The following is a 16,800-nucleotide window of genomic DNA, read 5'->3' as shown; positions in this document are numbered from 1 at the left end:
CCCGATGCCCGCGACAGTACATATCCAAGGAGTTTTTCTATGCGCTGGAGCTATCCGCTCGCTCAGCTAAGTGTATGTGCCGGCCTGTTGCTGGCGCCGTTCGCCACTCAGGCGGCAACGGAAGAAGACCCTTGGGAAAGCGTTAACCGCCCGATTTTCCAGTTCAACGACTTCGTTGACACTTACGCGCTGAAGCCATTGGCCCAGGGCTATGAGTTTGTCACGCCGCAGTTCCTCGAAGACGGCATCCACAACATGTTCCGCAACGTCGGTGATGTCACCAACCTTGCCAACAACATCCTGCAAGCCAAACCGGCTGCCGCTGGCGTCGACACTGCACGTCTGATCTTCAACACCACGTTTGGTCTGCTCGGCTTCTTTGATGTCGGCACCAAAATGGGCCTGAACCGCAGCGATGAAGATTTTGGCCAGACGCTCGGTTACTGGGGCGTTGGTAGCGGTCCGTACGTGATGCTGCCGCTGATGGGGCCGAGCACTTTGCGTGACGCACCGTCAAAATACGTCGACAGCTACACCGGCATGTACCGCTACATCGACCACGTACCTACGCGTAACTCGATCTTCGGTCTGAACATCGTCGACACCCGCGCCAGCCTGCTGTCGAGCGAAAAGCTGATCAGCGGCGACAAGTACACCTTCATCCGCAATGCTTACTTGCAGAACCGCGAGTTCAAAGTGAAGGATGGCCAGGTCGAAGACGATTTTTAATCTCGACCGGTAAAAACAAAGGCGATCCCAGGGTCGCCTTTTTTGTGTGTAGCTATTTCATTTCCAGAATAGTCAGGCCGAGCTTCTGGCCGCCGCCATCTTGTGGCTTGATCCAGACCACTTCGGTCTCGGCTTCAAGCCCACTGAGCGCCGCGTGTTCGGAATCGATGCGCACGCTCAAACGGTCGCCGACCGCGAACTGGCGCGGCGCTGCGACCTGCATGCCGCTGCTGGAGAGGTCGATGCACACCCCTGAAACCTCATCCCCTTCATGAATCAACACGACATCGGCATCGACCCGCATGCGGATGAAATCGCGCTTTTCGCTGTAGTCCCGACTGGTTTGACTCATAGGTTCGTCCTTCCATTGGGTTACGGTTTGAGCTGTTCTTATAACTCTCGGTGATTTGACAAGTAAAGTCGTCAAGCGACCATCGGCGCATGCTTGAAACGCTCTGCGGATGGGAGTACCGTCTGCGCCTTAGAAGGGCACCTCTGGTGTAACCGCGCTTGCAGCCAATGCTCGAAAGCGGTGCAGCAGAGAGGCTAGAAAGCGAATCCAGTAGTCTGCGCAGGGCCCGATGCCCCGCCAACTACGCCAACCTAATTCTGGCGCCGTTTGCCCACATGCCAAAAACCAGTGCCACGCTGCTGATAATCGATGATGACGAAGTAGTGCGCGCGAGCCTCGCGGCCTATTTGGAAGACAGTGGTTTCAGCGTCCTGCAGGCCAGCAACGGCCAACAGGGTCTTCAGGTATTCGAGCAAGACACGCCCGACCTGGTCATCTGCGATCTGCGCATGCCGCAGATGGGCGGTCTCGAACTGATCCGTCAGGTCACCGAGCGGTCACCGCAGACGCCGGTAATCGTGGTGTCGGGTGCCGGCGTGATGAACGACGCGGTCGAAGCCCTGCGCCTGGGCGCAGCGGATTACCTGATCAAGCCTCTCGAAGATCTGGCTGTGCTCGAGCACTCTGTGCGCCGGGCCCTGGATCGTGCGCGCCTGCTGCTGGAAAACCAGCGCTACCGCGAGAAGCTGGAAAAGGCCAACCGCGAGCTCGAGGCCAGCCTGAACCTGCTCCAGGAAGACCAGAACGCTGGTCGCCAGGTACAGATGAACATGCTGCCGGAAAGCCCGTGGAGCATCGACGAGTTCAAGTTTGCCCACCAGATCATCCCGTCGCTGTATCTGTCGGGTGATTTTGTCGACTATTTCCGTGTCGACGAGCGCCGGGTCGCGTTTTACCTGGCGGATGTCTCCGGTCATGGCGCCTCTTCAGCCTTCGTCACCGTGCTGCTGAAGTTCATGACCACGCGCTTGCTGTTCGAATCCAAGCGCAACGGCACATTGCCGGAATTCAAGCCTTCGGAAGTTCTTGGTCATATCAACCGGGGGCTGATCAGTTGTAAGCTGGGTAAACACGTCACAATGGTCGGTGGAGTCATCGACGAGGAGACCGGTTTGTTGACCTATAGCATCGGCGGCCATCTGCCGTTGCCTGTGTTGTACACGCCTGACAGTGTTCGTTATCTCGAAGGGCGTGGTCTGCCGGTGGGCCTCTTCAATGAAGCCACCTACGAAGACCACGTGCTTGAGCTGCCGCCGACGTTCAGCCTGACGCTGATGTCCGATGGCATTCTGGATCTTTTGCCAGAACCTACGCTCAAAGAAAAAGAAGCCGCTTTGCCTCAACGGGTGAAGTCGGCGGGCGGCAGCCTGGATGGTCTGCGGCAAGTGTTTGGATTGGCCACGCTAGGGGAGATGCCGGATGATATCGCCCTGTTGGTGTTGAGCAGGAATCTTTAATGAGTACCGGTAGAATCCAGTTCGCCGAGCAGGACGGCACCTTTGTCCTGAAGTTCGTCGGTGAAGTTCGCCTGACCCTGTGTTCGGCGTTGGATGCGACTATTGAGAAAATCTTCACCGCGCTGAATTTCAACGCGATCGTGATCGATTTGACCGAAACCCGCAGCATCGACAGCACGACGTTGGGCCTGTTGGCCAAACTGTCGATCCTGTCGCGGCAGAAGGTCGGCCTGCTGCCGACCGTCGTCACCACCCACGAAGACATCACCCGTCTGCTGCAATCGATGGGGTTCGAGCAGGTGTTCAACATCGTCAACCACCCGGTGCCGTGCCCGGAGTGCCTGGACGATCTACCGGATCAGGACCAGTCGGAAGAAGTGGTGCGGATCAAAGTGCTCGAAGCGCACAAGATCCTCATGGGCCTCAACGATTCCAATCGTGAAGCGTTCCATGATCTGGTGAATGCCCTCGAGCGGCATTGAGTGATGCCGGCCGGACGGGCCTCTTCGCGAGCAGGCTCGCTCCCACACTGACGCGGCGTCGATCACAAATCCCACTGTGGGAGCGAGCCTGCTCGCGAAAGCGGTCGCAAGAACACTGAAATTATCCAGCAGCCATAAAAAAGGGCGAATCCACCAGGATTCGCCCTTTTCGCATTTCCCTAACTCAAATCACAGCTTGGCCTGCAACAGCGCCTCAAGCTTCTCCTGGTCGCGAGCGAACTGACGGATGCCCTCAGCCAGTTTCTCGGTGGCCATCGCGTCTTCGTTGGACAACCAGCGGAATTGCGCTTCGTTGAGGCTCAGACGGGCTTCACCGGCGTTGCCCGGGGCGAGTTTGCGCTCCAGCTTGCCGGTGTCGGCCGCCAGTTTGTCGATCAGGTCCGGGCTGATGGTCAGGCGGTCACAGCCGGCCAGTTGCTCGATCTGGTTGAGATTACGGAAGCTCGCGCCCATGACCACGGTCTTGTAGTCATTGGCCTTGTAGTAGTTGTAGATGCGGGTGACCGACTGCACGCCCGGATCATCGGCGCCGGTGTAGTCGTTGCCGTTGGCCTTCTTGTACCAGTCGTAGATGCGGCCCACGAACGGCGAAATCAGAAACACGCCGGCGTCGGCGCAAGCGGCAGCCTGAGCGAAGGAGAACAGCAGGGTCAGGTTGGTCTGGATGCCTTCCTTCTCCAGCACTTCGGCGGCGCGGATGCCTTCCCAGGTCGAGGCGATCTTGATCAGTACGCGATCACGGCCAATGCCGGCCTTGTCGTACAGTTCTATCAGGCGATGCGCGCGCTTCAGCACGGCATCCTTGTCGAACGACAGGCGCGCATCCACTTCGGTGGAGATGCGGCCCGGAATCACTTTGAGAATTTCCTGACCCACCGCAACGCCGAATCGGTCGCTGGCCAGGCCGACATCGCCCTTGCAGTCGCTGACGCAAGCGTTCAGCAGCTCGGCGTACGCCGGAATGGCCGCCGCTTTGAGCAGCAGGGAAGGGTTGGTTGTGGCGTCGACCGGTTTGACTCGGGAGATCGCTTCGAAGTCGCCGGTATCGGCAACAACGGTGGTGAATTGTTTGAGTTGTTCCAGCTTGGAAGTCATGGGCGTGCTCTATCCTATGGGTCTGATGACATTACCCGAGCGCTGACGGTCACTCAAGGGCGTGTACGTGTATCGATGGCCCCTGCGGCAACAACCTGAAAACGATTGTTTGAAAGGTGGGGCGGGCTATCGATGAATACGATGCCAAAACAGCCAACAGGTTCAAAGCAACCGACCTGCGAACAGGCCGGTTGTATCTGTGCTACTGGGCGTTCAACAGGGCTTCGACCGACATGCGCGCCGGTTTCGGTTGCCCGTCGGACATCAGCAGGCCGAAGTTCTTCTCACGTTCATTGCTGCCCGTCTCGCTGTTCTTCCATTCGTAGATGGAGGTCAGCGGGATGTTGAGTTTTTTAACATCGCCGATAAACGCATTGATCTTGCTCGCCTGACCTTCGGCACCGCCGTTGGACGCGAGTGCCGAGATTCCCCATTCACTGATGACGCCCGGCAGGTGGAAGTTCTGCTGAATAAACGTCTGCGCGTTGCTGATCTGCGCGGCCGTCATGCCATACGGGTGATAGGACACGGCGCTCAAGCATTTCGGGTATTCACTGACAATGCGGTTCAGCGCCACGGTGGAAGCCGAGCCTGCGCTGGGTGGCCGGGCGAAACCGTAGCCGATCACCGGCGTCGATGGCGGTTGTCCTTGCAGCGACTTGCACACCGCGCTCATGAACGGCACAAACGTGGTGTCGAACTTGCCCGTCGGCCAATAGGTTTCCAGATCGGGTTCATTCCATAGTTCGATCGCGACCAGTTGCGCGCTGTACGACTGTTGCAGTCCGGTCACCGCTTTGGCAAAGCCTTCACCGGCCGTGGCCAGGTCGGCAGTAGACCCGGCGGGCAAGGGTTTGATCGCGCGAACCGTCAGCAGAACCGGCAGCCCGGCGGACCTGGCCGCCGCAAAAGCATCGCTGACTTGTTGCTGATAAGCCTTGGCCGTCAGGCTGTCGCTCCACACGCCGAAGCGGACAAAACCGAAGCCGGCCGATTTGATCTGCGCGGCGTCGGCAGCCGTGAAGTTCTGAATCTTCACCTGAACGCCAATGTTCTTCGCCGGAAGGTTTGGAAACGTTTCGCTGGCGTGCAGCGGGGTTGTTGCACCCATTGCCATCAGCGCCAGCGCGCCGAGTCGTTTGAGATGTGCTGATTTCATGTCTGCTCTCCCGAAGAGAAGTGACAACTACGAATATTGATCTCGTTACCCCGTTTTCGAACAAGATGATGGCACTTAGTGCGTGAATGTTATTTTTTGTCGGAAATCAAACAGCCGAAAATCACAGTTATTTTTAGTCCGCTAATTGTGGTTGGGGGACTTTTAGACGCTGTGGTACTTAATGCTCCAGTACTAACAGGGCGAATCTATTTCTGAGTGCAGGAAGATCTTGAGGGTTCATTCAATTGCTCTCGGGATGTTGGCCGTTTGACATTACACAGGAAAGTAAAACCTTGTTCAGAAAGATCCTTGTTGTTTGCGTTGGCAATATATGCCGAAGTCCGACGGCAGAACTGTTATTGCGCAATGCGCTGGGCTCCTCGCCCATCACCGTGGCGTCCGCAGGACTTGCTGCCCGGGTCGGCGAAGGTGTCGAGGCTTCGGCCCGGCAGGTCCTCGAAGATCACGGACACAGTGCCGAAACATTCCAGGCACGGCAACTCACAGCCGACATTGTCAATGAATCGGATTTGATTCTGGTGATGGAAAAACAGCATGTAAATCAGGTGCTGAAAATTGCCTCTCATGCCCGAGGCAAAGTATTTCTGCTCGGTAAATGGCAGAGCGAGCGCGAAATACAAGATCCGTATCGTCAAGGCAAGGCCGCTTTTATTCATGCCCATGCATTGATTGAAGATGCTGTCAGCTCATGGGCACAACGCCTCGCGCGTTGATGAATATTCTTCAGATCAATGAATGGTAAGAACAGACTTATGCAGTTACCGTCCGTAATCGGCACCCGCGACAATGATCAAGACAGTATTGATCTGCTCGGTATATTCGGCAGTTTGATCGACCAGAAATGGTTGATCGGCGCACTGACCGGGGCCTTCATGGTCACCGGTGTGGCCTACGCGGTATTGGCCACGCCCGTGTACCTGGCGAATGCGCTGGTGCAGGTCGAGCCGAAAAAGAACGACATGCTCGGTTTCTCCGACCTCAACAGCATGCTCGGTGGGCAATCGCCGTCGGTGACCGAAATCGGCATCATCAAATCCCGCGCGGTGATCGGCAAAACCGTCGACGACCTGCGCCTGGACATCGATGTCACCCCCAACACCTTCCCGATGATTGGCGGCTTTCTCGCCCGGCGTTATCGCGGCGAGACCGAAACCAGCGTTGCTGCGCCGCGTTTCGGCCTGAACAGCTATGCGTGGGGCGGCGAGCGCCTGGAGTTTGCCCGGCTCAATCTGCCGAAAGAACTGCTGGGCAAGAAACTCACCCTGATTGCCGGCGAACAGAAGCACTTCCAGTTACTCGATGACAACGACAACCTGCTGGTGGAAGGCGTCGCCGGCGAAGCGTTCGCGCAGGACGGTGTAGAAGGGCAGATCACCCAGTTGTTGGCCAATCCCGGCACGCGTTTCGAAGTGGTGCGCAACCCACGGATCGTGACGATTCAGGGCTATCAGGACGCACTGGATATCTCCGAGCAGGGCAAGGAATCGGGGATTATCAAACTGGCGCTGGCCAGCAGCGACGCCGCTGAAGCGGTGAAGATCCTCAACAAGATCGCCGCGCTGTACGTCGATCAGAACGTGCGCCGCACCTCGGCGGAAGCGGCGCAAAGTCTGGCTTTCCTGCAAAGCCAGTTGCCGCAGGTCAAGCGTGATCTGGCCAAGGCCAGCGATGCGTTGAACGCCTATCAGACCCACGGCAAGACCGTGAACATCTCGCTGGAAACCCAGTCGGTGCTCGGTCAGTCGGTGGCGCTGGAAACGCGGATTTCCGAGCTGAAAATGCAGCAAGCGGAGATGGACCGCAAATTCACCAAACAGCATCCGGCCTATCGCGCGTTGATGAGCCAGATCGGCGAGCTGACCCAGCAACAGAAATCGCTGGAAGGCAAAGTCGGCGATCTGCCCGCGACACAGCAGGAATTGCTCAACCTGACCCGCGATGTCGAAGTCGCTTCGCAGATCTACACGCAGTTGCTGAACAAATCCCAGGAACTGGACATCGTCCGCGCCGGTGCCGTCGGTAACGTGCGTTTGGTCGATGCAGCAGATGTCGATCTGACCAGCCCGGTCAAACCGAAAAAAGCCCTGATTGTGCTGATTGCTACGTTCCTAGGCGCCTTTGTCGGCGTGGCGCTGGTGCTGCTGCGCAAATCCCTGAGCCGCGGTCTGGAAGGACCGGAAGCCATCGAGCAACTCGGCTTGCCGGTGTACGCGTCGATTCCGTACAGCGCCTTGCAGGATGAAGAAGACAACAAAAAAGGCCGCGCCCGCGACGGTGTCGACAAACCGGCGTACCTGTTGGCCCTGCGTAATCCGACGGATCTGTCGATTGAATCGATCCGCAGCCTGCGCACCTGCCTGCACTTTGCCGGGCTCGATTCGACCAACAACCGCATCATGATTTCCGGGCCGAGCCCGCAAGTCGGCAAGACCTTTGTCTCGTCCAACCTCGCCGCCGTCATGGCTCTGAGCGGCCAGCGCGTGGTGCTGATCGATGCCGACATGCGCAAAGGTCACCTGCACAAAACCCTCAACACGCCGATCACCAACGGTTTGTCCGACCTGCTGGTCAAGCGCTGCAGCATCGATCAGGCGATCAACAAAATTGAAGTCGACAACCTGCACTTCATCAGTCGCGGCCAGGTACCGCCCAATCCCTCCGAGCTGCTGATGCACGCCAACTTCCGCGATTTGCTCGCCGAACTGAGTGAGCGCTACGACCTGGTGATCATCGATACGCCGCCGCTGCTGGCGGTGACTGATGCGGCCATCGTTGGCCGTGAAGCCGGGATCAGCCTGATCGTTACGCGCTTCGGGGTGAACCCGGCCAAGGAGATCGAACTGACCATTCGCCGCTTCGCGCAGAACGGCATCGAGTTGAAAGGCGCGGTGTTCAACGGCGTCGAGAAGCGTGCGGCCAGCTACTACGGCAATGGCGGTTACGGCTATTACAACTACGAATACGCGTCCGACAAATCCTGACTGTCAGCGACTGTTTTTTCCTGTTTGAAGTGGGTGATTTGTGAAGAAAATACTGCACGTGGCAGAGACGATCAAAGGTGGCGTCGCGACGGTGATCCGGACGATTTCGGCTTCGCCTGAAGGCGATGCGGCGAACTACGAGCTGGTGTATCTGGTTCCGGATGATCAGGCCAAAGAGTTGCACGGCATCGGCGCGCAACAGATCCGCACCTTCCCGCGTACCGGGCGCAATGTGCCGTCGCTGCTGCGTTTCGCCTGGCGCTTGACCCAGGTGATGCTCAAGGAAAAACCCGACGTGGTGCATTTGCACAGCACCTTTTCCGGGGTGATCGGGCGGTGCGTGTGTGTGCTGCTGCGACCGTGGCGCAAGCCGAAAATCGTCTATTGCCCGCACGCGTTTTCGTTCTTGATGGAAAGCTCGCCGACCAAGCAGAAAGTCTATGCGTGGATCGAGCGGGTGCTGCAGAAAGTCACCGACGTGATCATTTGCGTCAGCCAGTACGAACTCGACAAAGCCGCGCGCTTCGGCATCGAGCGCAAGCGCATGACGCTGATCTACAACGGCATTCATCGCAAGGAAGACGCGCAGAAAGCGGTTGGCAACGAGCCGATTCATCTGCTGTTCGTTGGTCGCCTCGATTATCAAAAGGGCTTCGATGTGCTGCTCAAGGCTTACGCCAAGGTGCAGCGCAGCGACATGAAACTGACCGTGGTTGGCAGTGCCGTCAATGAGGACGCGGTCGAGTGCCCGCCGATGGATGGCGTCGAGTACCTGCCGTGGGTCACCCCGAGCGAAGTGCAGGCGCTGTATCAACAATCCGATGCGCTGATCGTGCCGAGTCGCTGGGAAGGTTTCGCCATGGTGCCGCTGGAAGGCATGGCCATGGGCTTGCCGGTGATTGCCAGCAACTGCACGTCGCTGCCTGAACTGGTCACCAATGAAGTCTCCGGTTATGTCTTCCCGTCCGGTGATCACCAGGCATTGGCCGACGTGCTGACGATCATCCAGAAGCCGCGCCTGCTCGACCTCGGCAACCAAGGACGCAGCATTGTCCGCGAGCGCTTCAGTGCCGCGTTGATGATTCGCCAGACCTACGACCTGTATCGCGCTCCCACTTTTTAAGTAGAACTCAAGCATATGAACGTAACGATTTTGCATGGCTACAGTGCGTCCAACTCCGGTGACGGCTTGCTCGTCGATCTGGCCATCGCGCTGGTGCAGCGCAACTTTGGCGAAGACACCGCGATCAGCGTCGTGGCCTCCGACCCGGACTCTTTCAGCTACTTGCCGCACCCGCGTTTCGACGCGCCGGTGATGGCGGCCAAGGGTTTGGGCCGGGTCAAACAAGCGGTGTTCCTCAATCAGTCCTACGCCGGGCTCGCTGACCTGTTGAAGAAAACCGATCTGATCGTCGGCGTCGGCGGCGGTTACATGCGCTCGAAAAGTGCCTTCGAACACATCAAGCTGAAACTCGGCCACGCCAAGCAACTGGAAACCGCGATCCTCAGCAAAGTGCCGTCGGTGTACCTGCCGCAAAGCATCGGCCCGTTCCACGGCGAGAGCAGCAAGATCGTCGAGCACTACGCTAGCGCCGATGCGGTATTCGTGCGTGACAATCGCTCTTCGGCGATTTTCGATGCCTGTGCAAACGTCTACCGCGCGCCGGATCTGGCGGTGCAGTCGTTGGCGAGCAAAATCCTCCAGCAGGCAAAATTCACCCGCTGCGCGTCTTCGCCAGCCACCGTGTGCGTGGTACTGCGCAAGCCGCCGGAGTGGAGCAAGGAAAAGAAAGTCGCTTACGTGGCCAATCTGAAAGTGCTGCTGCAGCGTTTGAAGAACAAAAGCAAAGTGGTCTGCGCCGTACAGAGCGCGGTACGCGGCAACGATGACGGCGCGTTCTATCGCGAACTGGGCATCACCGAAGACCTGTTGTCGCTGAAGGCGACGATTGCCAAATACCAACCGGATCTGGTGATTTCCGTACGCTTGCACGGCGCCATCGAGTCGCTGCTTTCCGGCGTGCCGGCGTACCACATCAGCTATGAACGCAAAGGCTTCGGCGCCTATCAGGACATGGGGGTCGAGGACTGGGTGATCAACGGCGGCGACATCAATGTCGACACCATTATCGAGACGGTTTATGCGCCGAATGCGCTGTCGAACTTCGGCAAGCGCCTGACCGATACCTGCCGAGAAATCGAAGCGAAAACCGTGGCCATGGACGAGATCATCAAAGGTGTCGTTCGATGATATTTCGGCTGCTGCTTCGCGGCGGAGCGTTGGGCGCGAAGTTTTTGCTGGTGTTGGCGATCACCCATTACCTCGGTTATGAGGCACTGGGCTTTTACGGCGTGGTGGTCGCGGCATCGTTGATTGCGTCGAAGTTCTACAGCGTCGGTTTCAGTTCCGAGATCAATCGCTTGATCAGCGTCGGCGGCAGTTCGCGCCGGGTGGTCGATAAAGTCCTGCTGCTGTATCTGGCGGTGGGGTTGTTGTTGTCGGTAGCGACGGTGCTGATTTATTCACTGTTCCAGACAGTTGAAGCGCCGGCCGCGCTGATCCTTTGCGTGACGCTGGTTTTGCTCACTGAGCACCTGTCGTTCGAGATCAACTCTTTCGTGTTTTCTGCGCAGAAAGCCACGGCGGGCGCATTGCTGTTCTTCATCAAGACCGGCCTGTGGGCGCTGTTGGCGGTGGGCGGGATGATGCTCGATTGGGTCTCGGGAATCGCCAGCGTGCTGTGGCTGTGGGTCGCTGCCAACGTGCTGGTGATCATCGCCGGTTATCTGATCGTGGTGAACGTGCACAAGGGCCGGGTTGCCGGGACGCTGGCCACGGGCACCGTATGGAAGGCCGGCTTGCCGTTCTACCTCGGCACCGGGCTGATCGCGCTGAGTCAGTACGCCGAGCGCTTTCTGATCATCGACCTGGAACCCTACGCCAGCCTCGGTAAATACGTGTACGCATGGTCGGCGGCAAACACTTTGCAGGCGTTGTCCTATGCGGTGGTGGCGGTGGTCGGGATTCCGGTGCTGGCCAAGCGTTTTCAGGCTGAGCAACAGGCGTTCACGGTCAAGCAACTGTTCATCAACAAGTGGGTGATGCGCTCGCTGCTGGTGTCGGCGGCGGTGGCGGTGGCGATCTATGTGTTTTTCAACGTGGTGCTCGATTACGTCGCCACCAGCGTGCCGCGTCCGGACAATGCGATCCTCGGCGTACTGATTTTCTCCTTCGCCTTGCGCGCGATTGGCGACATCGTCTGGGGTGGTCTGATTGCTTCGAAAAACAGCCGGGTGTCATTGGCCAGCGCTGCCATTTGCTTGTTGGTTTCGGTGCCGGTCAGCTATCTGTTGATCAAGCACTATTCGATCTACGGCGCGGCGTGGGGCAACGTCTTCGCGATCATCGTGCAGCTCTTGGTGATTGCCGTGCTGACTCGCGCAACCGCTGCGAAAAAGGCTGCGTTGTCATGGGCCTGAAACTGCCGTGCATCGAGTTTCGTGGCAAGAGACTCGATTCGTATGTCTCGTTCCTGATCCTTTTCACCGGGCTGTTTCTGTCGGTGGCCATGCCGCTGCTGATTCCGCGTGATCCAGGCCCGGATGCGATGACCTTGTGGTCGTCCTACGCCCGTGCCGACAACTGCAACTTCTGGAACCCGTTCTCGCCCGATCGCTCTTCGTACGAGTGTTCGGCGTTCCTGCTGCGGCCCACCGGGATCAACCTGACCAATGCCTGGGCCTACGGCATGTTTTGCAACTTTTTCCTCACGGCGATTCCGGTGGTGGTGTTTCGGCGCATGCCGTTGGCGATCTTCGGCACCCTGTGTCTGTGGGGGATTGTGCGCTCGTTTTTCCTGGAGAACCTGACCAAGGAAATCATTGTGTCGGTGGCGGTGTTGAGCATTCTGCTCAGCTCGCTGACGCGTAAATATCGCGGCGGGTTTTTTCTCTCGGCGGTGATTTACGGCGTGCTGATCCGGCCTTACTGGATCCTGTTTTCGCTGTCGTGGGTCGGCGTCTGCGTGATGAAAAAGTATGTGTCGCGCACGACGTTCTTTCTGATGCTGTTTCTGTTCTACCTGGCGGTAGCCATGTCGATTCAGCTCGCACTGGGCTTCCCGGTGTCGTCGATTCGCGCCAGTAACAACGAACTGCGCACGGCGGGTGAGGAGGGCTCGAAATCCTTGATCGTGTCGTGGCTCAGCGGCAGCGACTTCGTTTCGCAGGCGCTGGACTCGATGATCATTTTCTTCCGCTTGTCATTCCCGGTCGAGCTGATTCTGCTGTCCGGCCCGGGTCAGGTGATCTTCGTCGCGTTGATGATCATGACCGCCTTGCTGCTGTTCAAAGTCATCACCTCGACCGATTACAAGGGCGCGCCGATCCAGACCAAACCCAAGGAACTGATCGCCATTCCGCTGGCGTTTCTGCTGGTGCAAGGTCTGTTCGAGCCAGACTTCGGCTCCTTCGCCCGGCACTTCTCGATGGTGGTGCCGGTGTTGTTTGTCGGCCTGGGCTTGATGCTGCGGGCGAACAAACCGGTGCAGGTTGAATCAAGAATTCTGAATTGAGGCGGGTGCTTTATGTCGAGCAAGAAAAAGTCCCTGGAGATTGAAACCCTGCGTGGCCTGGCGTGCCTGTTGCTGGTGCTCTATCACGTCATCGGGCCGTTGGGCGGCGGGTTGAAGATCGATATCGGCTCGCCGTTCCGGGTCATCGCCGACTCGATGGTGTACGTGCGCATGCCGCTGTTCACCTTCATTTCCGGTTACATCTATTCGATCTACAAAATTCGTGGCAACGACTTTTCCGCGTTCTTCAGCGGCAAGGTTCGGCGCTTGATCGTGCCGCTGTTTTGCGTGGGTGTACCGTTCTCGGTGTTGCAGGCGGTGGGGCCGGGGGTAAACAAGGATGTCGGTGTGATCGACGCGTTGTTGTCGTTCTGGGTGCCGATCAACCACTTCTGGTTCCTGCAGGCGGTGTTCATCATTTTCATGTTCGTCGGGCTGCTGGAGTGGCGCGGGATGCTGCGTTCGGCGACGCGGCTGTATGGGCTGTTTGCGTTTGCGGCGCTGCTGTTTTTGTTGCCGCCGTTCAAGTTCGATGCGTTCGGGATCAACGGGGCGATTTACCTGTTGCCGTTTTTCGTGGCGGGGATGATTGGCCAGGAAAATGTCGACGTGTTGAAGCAGCGCTTCAAGGTGATCGGGCCGCTGGTGTTTGTGCTGATTTCGCTGACGCTGTTGTATGTCGCGGCGATTGATCGTGAGCTGATTGTCGATCGTCGCAGTCTGATCGGGTTGACCGTGGGTTGCGTGTCTTGCATCGCGTTGCTGTCGAGTGATGTACGGTCGAAGGCGCTGACGTGGCTCGGTGGTTATTCGTATGCGATTTTCCTGTTTCATGTGTTGTTTGCGGCGACGTCGCGGTTTGTGCTGGGACGGTTGGGGGTGAAGGATGAGAGCTTGCTGGTGCTCGGCGGGCTGAGCTTTGGCTTGCTCGGGCCGGTGGTGTTGTCGATGGTTTTCAGCCGGTTCAATTTCACTTCGGTGTTGTTCCTTGGGGAGCGGGCGGCGAAGAAGAAACTGTTGGCGCCTGTCACTCCGGTGGTGCAACCACAAAACAGCTAAGAGCTTCGCGAGCAGCGGATCTTTGTCGAACACAATCCCTGTAGGAGTGAGCCTGCTCGCGATAGCGGTGGGTCAGGTAATGAAATGCTGACTGACAGACCGCTATCGCGAGCAGGCTCACTCCTACAGTTGATCTGTGTACCTCCCGGCATCCAGTGGGCCATTTCAGACTGAAGGAAATTTTGCATGTTGGCAGTAGATGACGCTCAACCCGTCGCAGCGTCGGTGGTTCAGGTGGGCGATGCCCGCGAGCGTTTTGCGCAGTGGCGTGAAGGCAAGTCTGGCAAGGTTTTGTCGGTCTCGGTGATCGGCGACAGCTACAGCGCCGGACAGGATTTTTACCTGAACAAACTGGTGCAGCGCGTGGCCGGGGAGGTGGGGTTTGCCGGGCCGGGTTACGTCGGTTTCAACCACGGCGCGGCGCTGGGCGGCACCCATTTCAAATACACCCGCAGCAGTGACAAGTACTTCGGCGGCGACTGGAAGGTTTCAGACCTGGGCCAGGCGAGTCCGGACAGCCGCACGGTGACAGGCCGGCCCGGCGCATGGTTGCAAGTGGATGCGAGTCCGACGCCGCGCATCGATACCGCTGTCACTCAGGCGAAACTGCTTTATCTGGGCAACGGCGAATCCAGCGAGATCCGCTATCGCTGGTCTCCCGCGCAAGACTGGCAACCCCTGAAGCTTGAAGGTTCGGGCGTGCAGGAAGTACCGCTGACAGGCCTCTCGGCAGCGAAAGACTGGTCCTTCAAACTGGAAGTGGTGAAGGGCGCGCCGACGTTGTTCGGCCTGTGGATGAGCAACGATCAGAATGGCGTGCGGGTCTCGAAGCTCGCGGCATCGGGGGCGGCGTCTGCGGACTTCTATCACCAGGACCCGCAATGGCAGGTGCAGTGGAAAGCTGCCGTGTCGAAGATCCCCGCGGATGTTTACCTGATCATGCTCGGTGGCAATGATCAGGGCTTCGGCGTGAAGCCCGCGCAGTATCTGCAGAACGTTCAGGGGCTGGTGGGCATGCTGCGTGAGATTCAGCCGCAGGCGAGCATCAACCTGATCATGCGTCAGGACACCACGCGCTCCAGTGCGTATCCGATGTCGGCGTACGCGCAGGTGCTTGAACCGTGGGCGCTTGAGCAGCGTCTGGGGTATGCCAATCTGCAGTGCGCGTTCGGGCCGGACGTCAAACGCTACGCCGCTGCGATGATCGGCCCGGACAAGATTCATCCGGTACCGGCCACGGGCGGGAAGGTGATTGCTGACTACTTCTATGGCTGGATCACCGGCGCCAAGGATCGTTGCGACGCCTCCCCTAAATAACACGCAAACCCCAGAGCGGTGATCGTTCCCACGCTCCGCGTGGGAATGCCGCCCGGGACGCTCCGCGTCCCCTCGCTGTGTGACGCAGAGCGTCACTGGATGCATTCCCACGCAGAGCGTGGGAACGATCAGGTGAGGGGAGTTATTCGAAGGCGTCGACCTGCTCGAGCAATTCCGCAATCTTCTGCGGCATCAGCCGCGTATCGCACCGAGTCTCAACGTTGATGATGATCGCCGGGTCATTGCAGCAAATCCGCACGCGAAAACGCCAGTCGCTGAAGATCACTTTCAGACCATCGCGATCATCCATTTCCAACGCCTGCTCGCCATAGAGCTTTTTCAAATGCGCGAGCAGTGGATAGGGATCACGCAGCGGCCGGCGGATATCACCGGACGCCGGAAACACGCCAATCCGCTCCACCAGCAGAATCGTGCCCAGCCAGGTTTCGTTGGCGCTGGGCAACGGCTGATGGCGGGACAACCAGCTCATCACCCCGAGGTTACCCACCTCGCGTTCAATCTCTACGGAATGTTGTGCAATGTTCATGGTGGCCTCGTTGGGTGAAGGGAGCCGTCTCAGCGGCCCTTGAGATAGACGTTTTCGTAGCAGAAATTGGTCGCCTGCAAGTAACCCTCGGCGTCACCGCAGTCAAAACGCAGGCCTTTGAATTTGTAGGCCAGCACGCAACCGTTCTGCGCCTGTTTCATCAACGCGTCAGTGATCTGGATTTCGCCGCCCTTGCCCGGTTGGGTGTCGGCGATCAGGTCGAAAATATCCGGGGTGAGGATGTAGCGGCCGATGATTGCCAGGTTCGACGGCGCGTCTTGCGGGGCCGGTTTTTCCACCATGTTGTTGACCCGATAGATGCCTTCGGACATCAGTTCGCCGGCGATCACACCGTACTTGTGGGTCTGGTCGGCCGGGACTTCCTGGATGGCAACGATCGAGCAGCGGAATTTCTTGTACAGCTCAATCATCTGGGTGAGTACGCCGTCACCTTCCAGGTTCAGGCACAGGTCATCGGCCAGCACCACGGCGAACGGCTCGTCGCCGATCAGTGGACGGCCACTGAGAATCGCGTGACCCAGGCCCTTCATTTCCACCTGACGGGTGTAGGAGAAGGTGCAGGTGTCGATCAGTTCACGGGTGCCGGCGAGGAATTTCTCTTTCTCGGTGCCACGGATCTGGTGTTCGAGTTCGTAGCTGATGTCGAAATGGTCTTCCAGCGCACGCTTGCCGCGACCGGTGACGATGGCCATGTGTTGCAGACCGGCGTCCCGCGCTTCTTCAACGGCGTATTCGATCAACGGCTTGTTGACGATCGGCAGCATCTCTTTCGGCATGGCTTTGGTGGCCGGCAAGAAACGCGTGCCATAGCCGGCAGCGGGGAACAAACATTTACGAATCATAAAAGTATCCTGGACAGTCATGGAACACAGGCGACGGATGCGCGCACTAATACAGGGCGTGCAAGTTTCAATGTGGGATTGAAGGCTTACTTTAATACCCGAGTCAGGTTATTAATGGCAAATGCCAGTGACGGTAAAACACG

General features: G+C 58.2%; 16 protein-coding genes. 11 read left to right on the top strand and 5 right to left on the bottom strand.

All coding sequences use genetic code 11. The features are described from left to right. The first annotated feature begins 39 nt into the window (after positions 1-39). Positions 40-729, top strand: coding sequence for an MlaA family lipoprotein (locus tag AB4N44_RS07760; protein WP_038362262.1), 690 nt, complete (start codon positions 40-42; stop codon positions 727-729). 52 nt (positions 730-781) lie between these two features. Here the strand turns inward: AB4N44_RS07760 and AB4N44_RS07755 are convergent, their stop codons facing one another. Beyond that, positions 782-1,081: a PilZ domain-containing protein gene (locus AB4N44_RS07755; protein ID WP_127929139.1), complete on the bottom strand. Its 300-nt coding sequence runs from the start codon at positions 1,079-1,081 to the stop codon at positions 782-784. 275 nt (positions 1,082-1,356) lie between these two features. On the opposite strand from AB4N44_RS07755, the gene rssB reads away from it, so the two are divergent. Together rssB and rssC are read left to right on the top strand one after the other, a co-directional pair. Beyond that, the gene (rssB, locus tag AB4N44_RS07750; protein WP_016986724.1) at positions 1,357-2,538 is read left to right on the top strand and encodes a two-component system response regulator RssB; all 1,182 of its coding nucleotides are present in this window, start codon (positions 1,357-1,359) and stop codon (positions 2,536-2,538) included. Then, positions 2,538-3,020, top strand: coding sequence for an anti-sigma factor antagonist RssC (rssC, locus tag AB4N44_RS07745; protein ID WP_003226553.1), 483 nt, complete (start codon positions 2,538-2,540; stop codon positions 3,018-3,020). The genes rssB and rssC overlap by 1 nt, the downstream gene beginning before the upstream one ends. A gap of 189 nt (positions 3,021-3,209) precedes the next feature. On the opposite strand, the gene tal is transcribed toward rssC, so the two are convergent. Together tal and AB4N44_RS07735 are read right to left on the bottom strand one after the other, a co-directional pair. Further along, the gene (gene tal / locus AB4N44_RS07740; protein WP_038362268.1) at positions 3,210-4,136 is read right to left on the bottom strand and encodes a transaldolase; all 927 of its coding nucleotides are present in this window, start codon (positions 4,134-4,136) and stop codon (positions 3,210-3,212) included. A gap of 202 nt (positions 4,137-4,338) precedes the next feature. Next, entirely contained in the window at positions 4,339-5,295 is a 957-nt protein-coding gene (locus tag AB4N44_RS07735) for a glycosyl hydrolase family 5 (protein WP_460109419.1), read from the bottom strand. 293 nt (positions 5,296-5,588) lie between these two features. Between AB4N44_RS07735 and AB4N44_RS07730 the strand changes: the two genes are divergently transcribed. From AB4N44_RS07730 to AB4N44_RS07695, 8 genes are all read left to right on the top strand, one after another. Further along, positions 5,589-6,029 (top strand): low molecular weight protein-tyrosine-phosphatase, encoded by a 441-nt coding sequence (locus tag AB4N44_RS07730; protein ID WP_127929137.1) that lies wholly within the window; start codon positions 5,589-5,591, stop codon positions 6,027-6,029. A 39-nt stretch (positions 6,030-6,068) separates the two neighbouring features. Beyond that, positions 6,069-8,297, top strand: a complete 2,229-nt coding sequence (locus AB4N44_RS07725; protein WP_160041193.1) for a polysaccharide biosynthesis tyrosine autokinase — start codon at positions 6,069-6,071, stop codon at positions 8,295-8,297. Positions 8,298-8,337: 40 nt separating this feature from the next. Next, on the top strand, positions 8,338-9,420 hold the full coding sequence (locus tag AB4N44_RS07720) for a glycosyltransferase (RefSeq protein ID WP_160041191.1): 1,083 nt from the start codon (positions 8,338-8,340) through the stop codon (positions 9,418-9,420). A 15-nt stretch (positions 9,421-9,435) separates the two neighbouring features. Beyond that, entirely contained in the window at positions 9,436-10,548 is a 1,113-nt protein-coding gene (locus tag AB4N44_RS07715) for a polysaccharide pyruvyl transferase family protein (protein ID WP_460109423.1), read from the top strand. Next, positions 10,545-11,777, top strand: a complete 1,233-nt coding sequence (locus AB4N44_RS07710; RefSeq protein ID WP_460109424.1) for an MATE family efflux transporter — start codon at positions 10,545-10,547, stop codon at positions 11,775-11,777. The genes AB4N44_RS07715 and AB4N44_RS07710 overlap by 4 nt, the downstream gene beginning before the upstream one ends. After that, positions 11,768-12,871, top strand: coding sequence for a hypothetical protein (locus tag AB4N44_RS07705; RefSeq protein ID WP_016986717.1), 1,104 nt, complete (start codon positions 11,768-11,770; stop codon positions 12,869-12,871). The genes AB4N44_RS07710 and AB4N44_RS07705 overlap by 10 nt, the downstream gene beginning before the upstream one ends. 12 nt (positions 12,872-12,883) lie before the next feature. Further along, positions 12,884-13,930, top strand: coding sequence for an acyltransferase family protein (locus tag AB4N44_RS07700; RefSeq protein WP_460158202.1), 1,047 nt, complete (start codon positions 12,884-12,886; stop codon positions 13,928-13,930). A gap of 186 nt (positions 13,931-14,116) precedes the next feature. After that, positions 14,117-15,247, top strand: coding sequence for an SGNH/GDSL hydrolase family protein (locus AB4N44_RS07695; protein WP_160041187.1), 1,131 nt, complete (start codon positions 14,117-14,119; stop codon positions 15,245-15,247). 142 nt (positions 15,248-15,389) lie between these two features. Here AB4N44_RS07695 and AB4N44_RS07690 read toward each other — a convergent pair whose 3' ends face one another. Together AB4N44_RS07690 and galU are read right to left on the bottom strand one after the other, a co-directional pair. Then, a complete protein-coding gene (locus AB4N44_RS07690; protein ID WP_102902263.1) occupies positions 15,390-15,794 on the bottom strand; it encodes a mannose-1-phosphate guanylyltransferase in 405 nt (134 codons plus the stop codon). 29 nt (positions 15,795-15,823) lie between these two features. Next, positions 15,824-16,657, bottom strand: a complete 834-nt coding sequence (gene galU / locus AB4N44_RS07685; protein ID WP_108225788.1) for a UTP--glucose-1-phosphate uridylyltransferase GalU — start codon at positions 16,655-16,657, stop codon at positions 15,824-15,826. Positions 16,658-16,800 lie beyond the last annotated feature (143 nt).

The organism is Pseudomonas sp. S3_C06 (genome assembly GCF_054667675.1).
The sequence above is the reverse complement of the archived record's forward strand: the minus strand, read 5'-3'. Positions and strand labels throughout refer to the sequence as shown.

Coding starts and splice junctions, on each gene's coding strand:
- AB4N44_RS07760 (WP_038362262.1), top strand. CDS start 40: ATGCGCTGGAGCTATCCGCTCGCTCAGCTAAGTGTATGTGCCGGCCTG.
- AB4N44_RS07755 (WP_127929139.1), bottom strand. CDS start 1,081: ATGAGTCAAACCAGTCGGGACTACAGCGAAAAGCGCGATTTCATCCGC.
- AB4N44_RS07705 (WP_016986717.1), top strand. CDS start 11,768: ATGGGCCTGAAACTGCCGTGCATCGAGTTTCGTGGCAAGAGACTCGAT.
- AB4N44_RS07725 (WP_160041193.1), top strand. CDS start 6,069: ATGCAGTTACCGTCCGTAATCGGCACCCGCGACAATGATCAAGACAGT.
- galU (WP_108225788.1), bottom strand. CDS start 16,657: ATGATTCGTAAATGTTTGTTCCCCGCTGCCGGCTATGGCACGCGTTTC.
- AB4N44_RS07710 (WP_460109424.1), top strand. CDS start 10,545: ATGATATTTCGGCTGCTGCTTCGCGGCGGAGCGTTGGGCGCGAAGTTT.
- rssB (WP_016986724.1), top strand. CDS start 1,357: ATGCCAAAAACCAGTGCCACGCTGCTGATAATCGATGATGACGAAGTA.
- AB4N44_RS07700 (WP_460158202.1), top strand. CDS start 12,884: ATGTCGAGCAAGAAAAAGTCCCTGGAGATTGAAACCCTGCGTGGCCTG.
- AB4N44_RS07690 (WP_102902263.1), bottom strand. CDS start 15,794: ATGAACATTGCACAACATTCCGTAGAGATTGAACGCGAGGTGGGTAAC.
- rssC (WP_003226553.1), top strand. CDS start 2,538: ATGAGTACCGGTAGAATCCAGTTCGCCGAGCAGGACGGCACCTTTGTC.
- AB4N44_RS07735 (WP_460109419.1), bottom strand. CDS start 5,295: ATGAAATCAGCACATCTCAAACGACTCGGCGCGCTGGCGCTGATGGCA.
- tal (WP_038362268.1), bottom strand. CDS start 4,136: ATGACTTCCAAGCTGGAACAACTCAAACAATTCACCACCGTTGTTGCC.
- AB4N44_RS07715 (WP_460109423.1), top strand. CDS start 9,436: ATGAACGTAACGATTTTGCATGGCTACAGTGCGTCCAACTCCGGTGAC.
- AB4N44_RS07695 (WP_160041187.1), top strand. CDS start 14,117: ATGTTGGCAGTAGATGACGCTCAACCCGTCGCAGCGTCGGTGGTTCAG.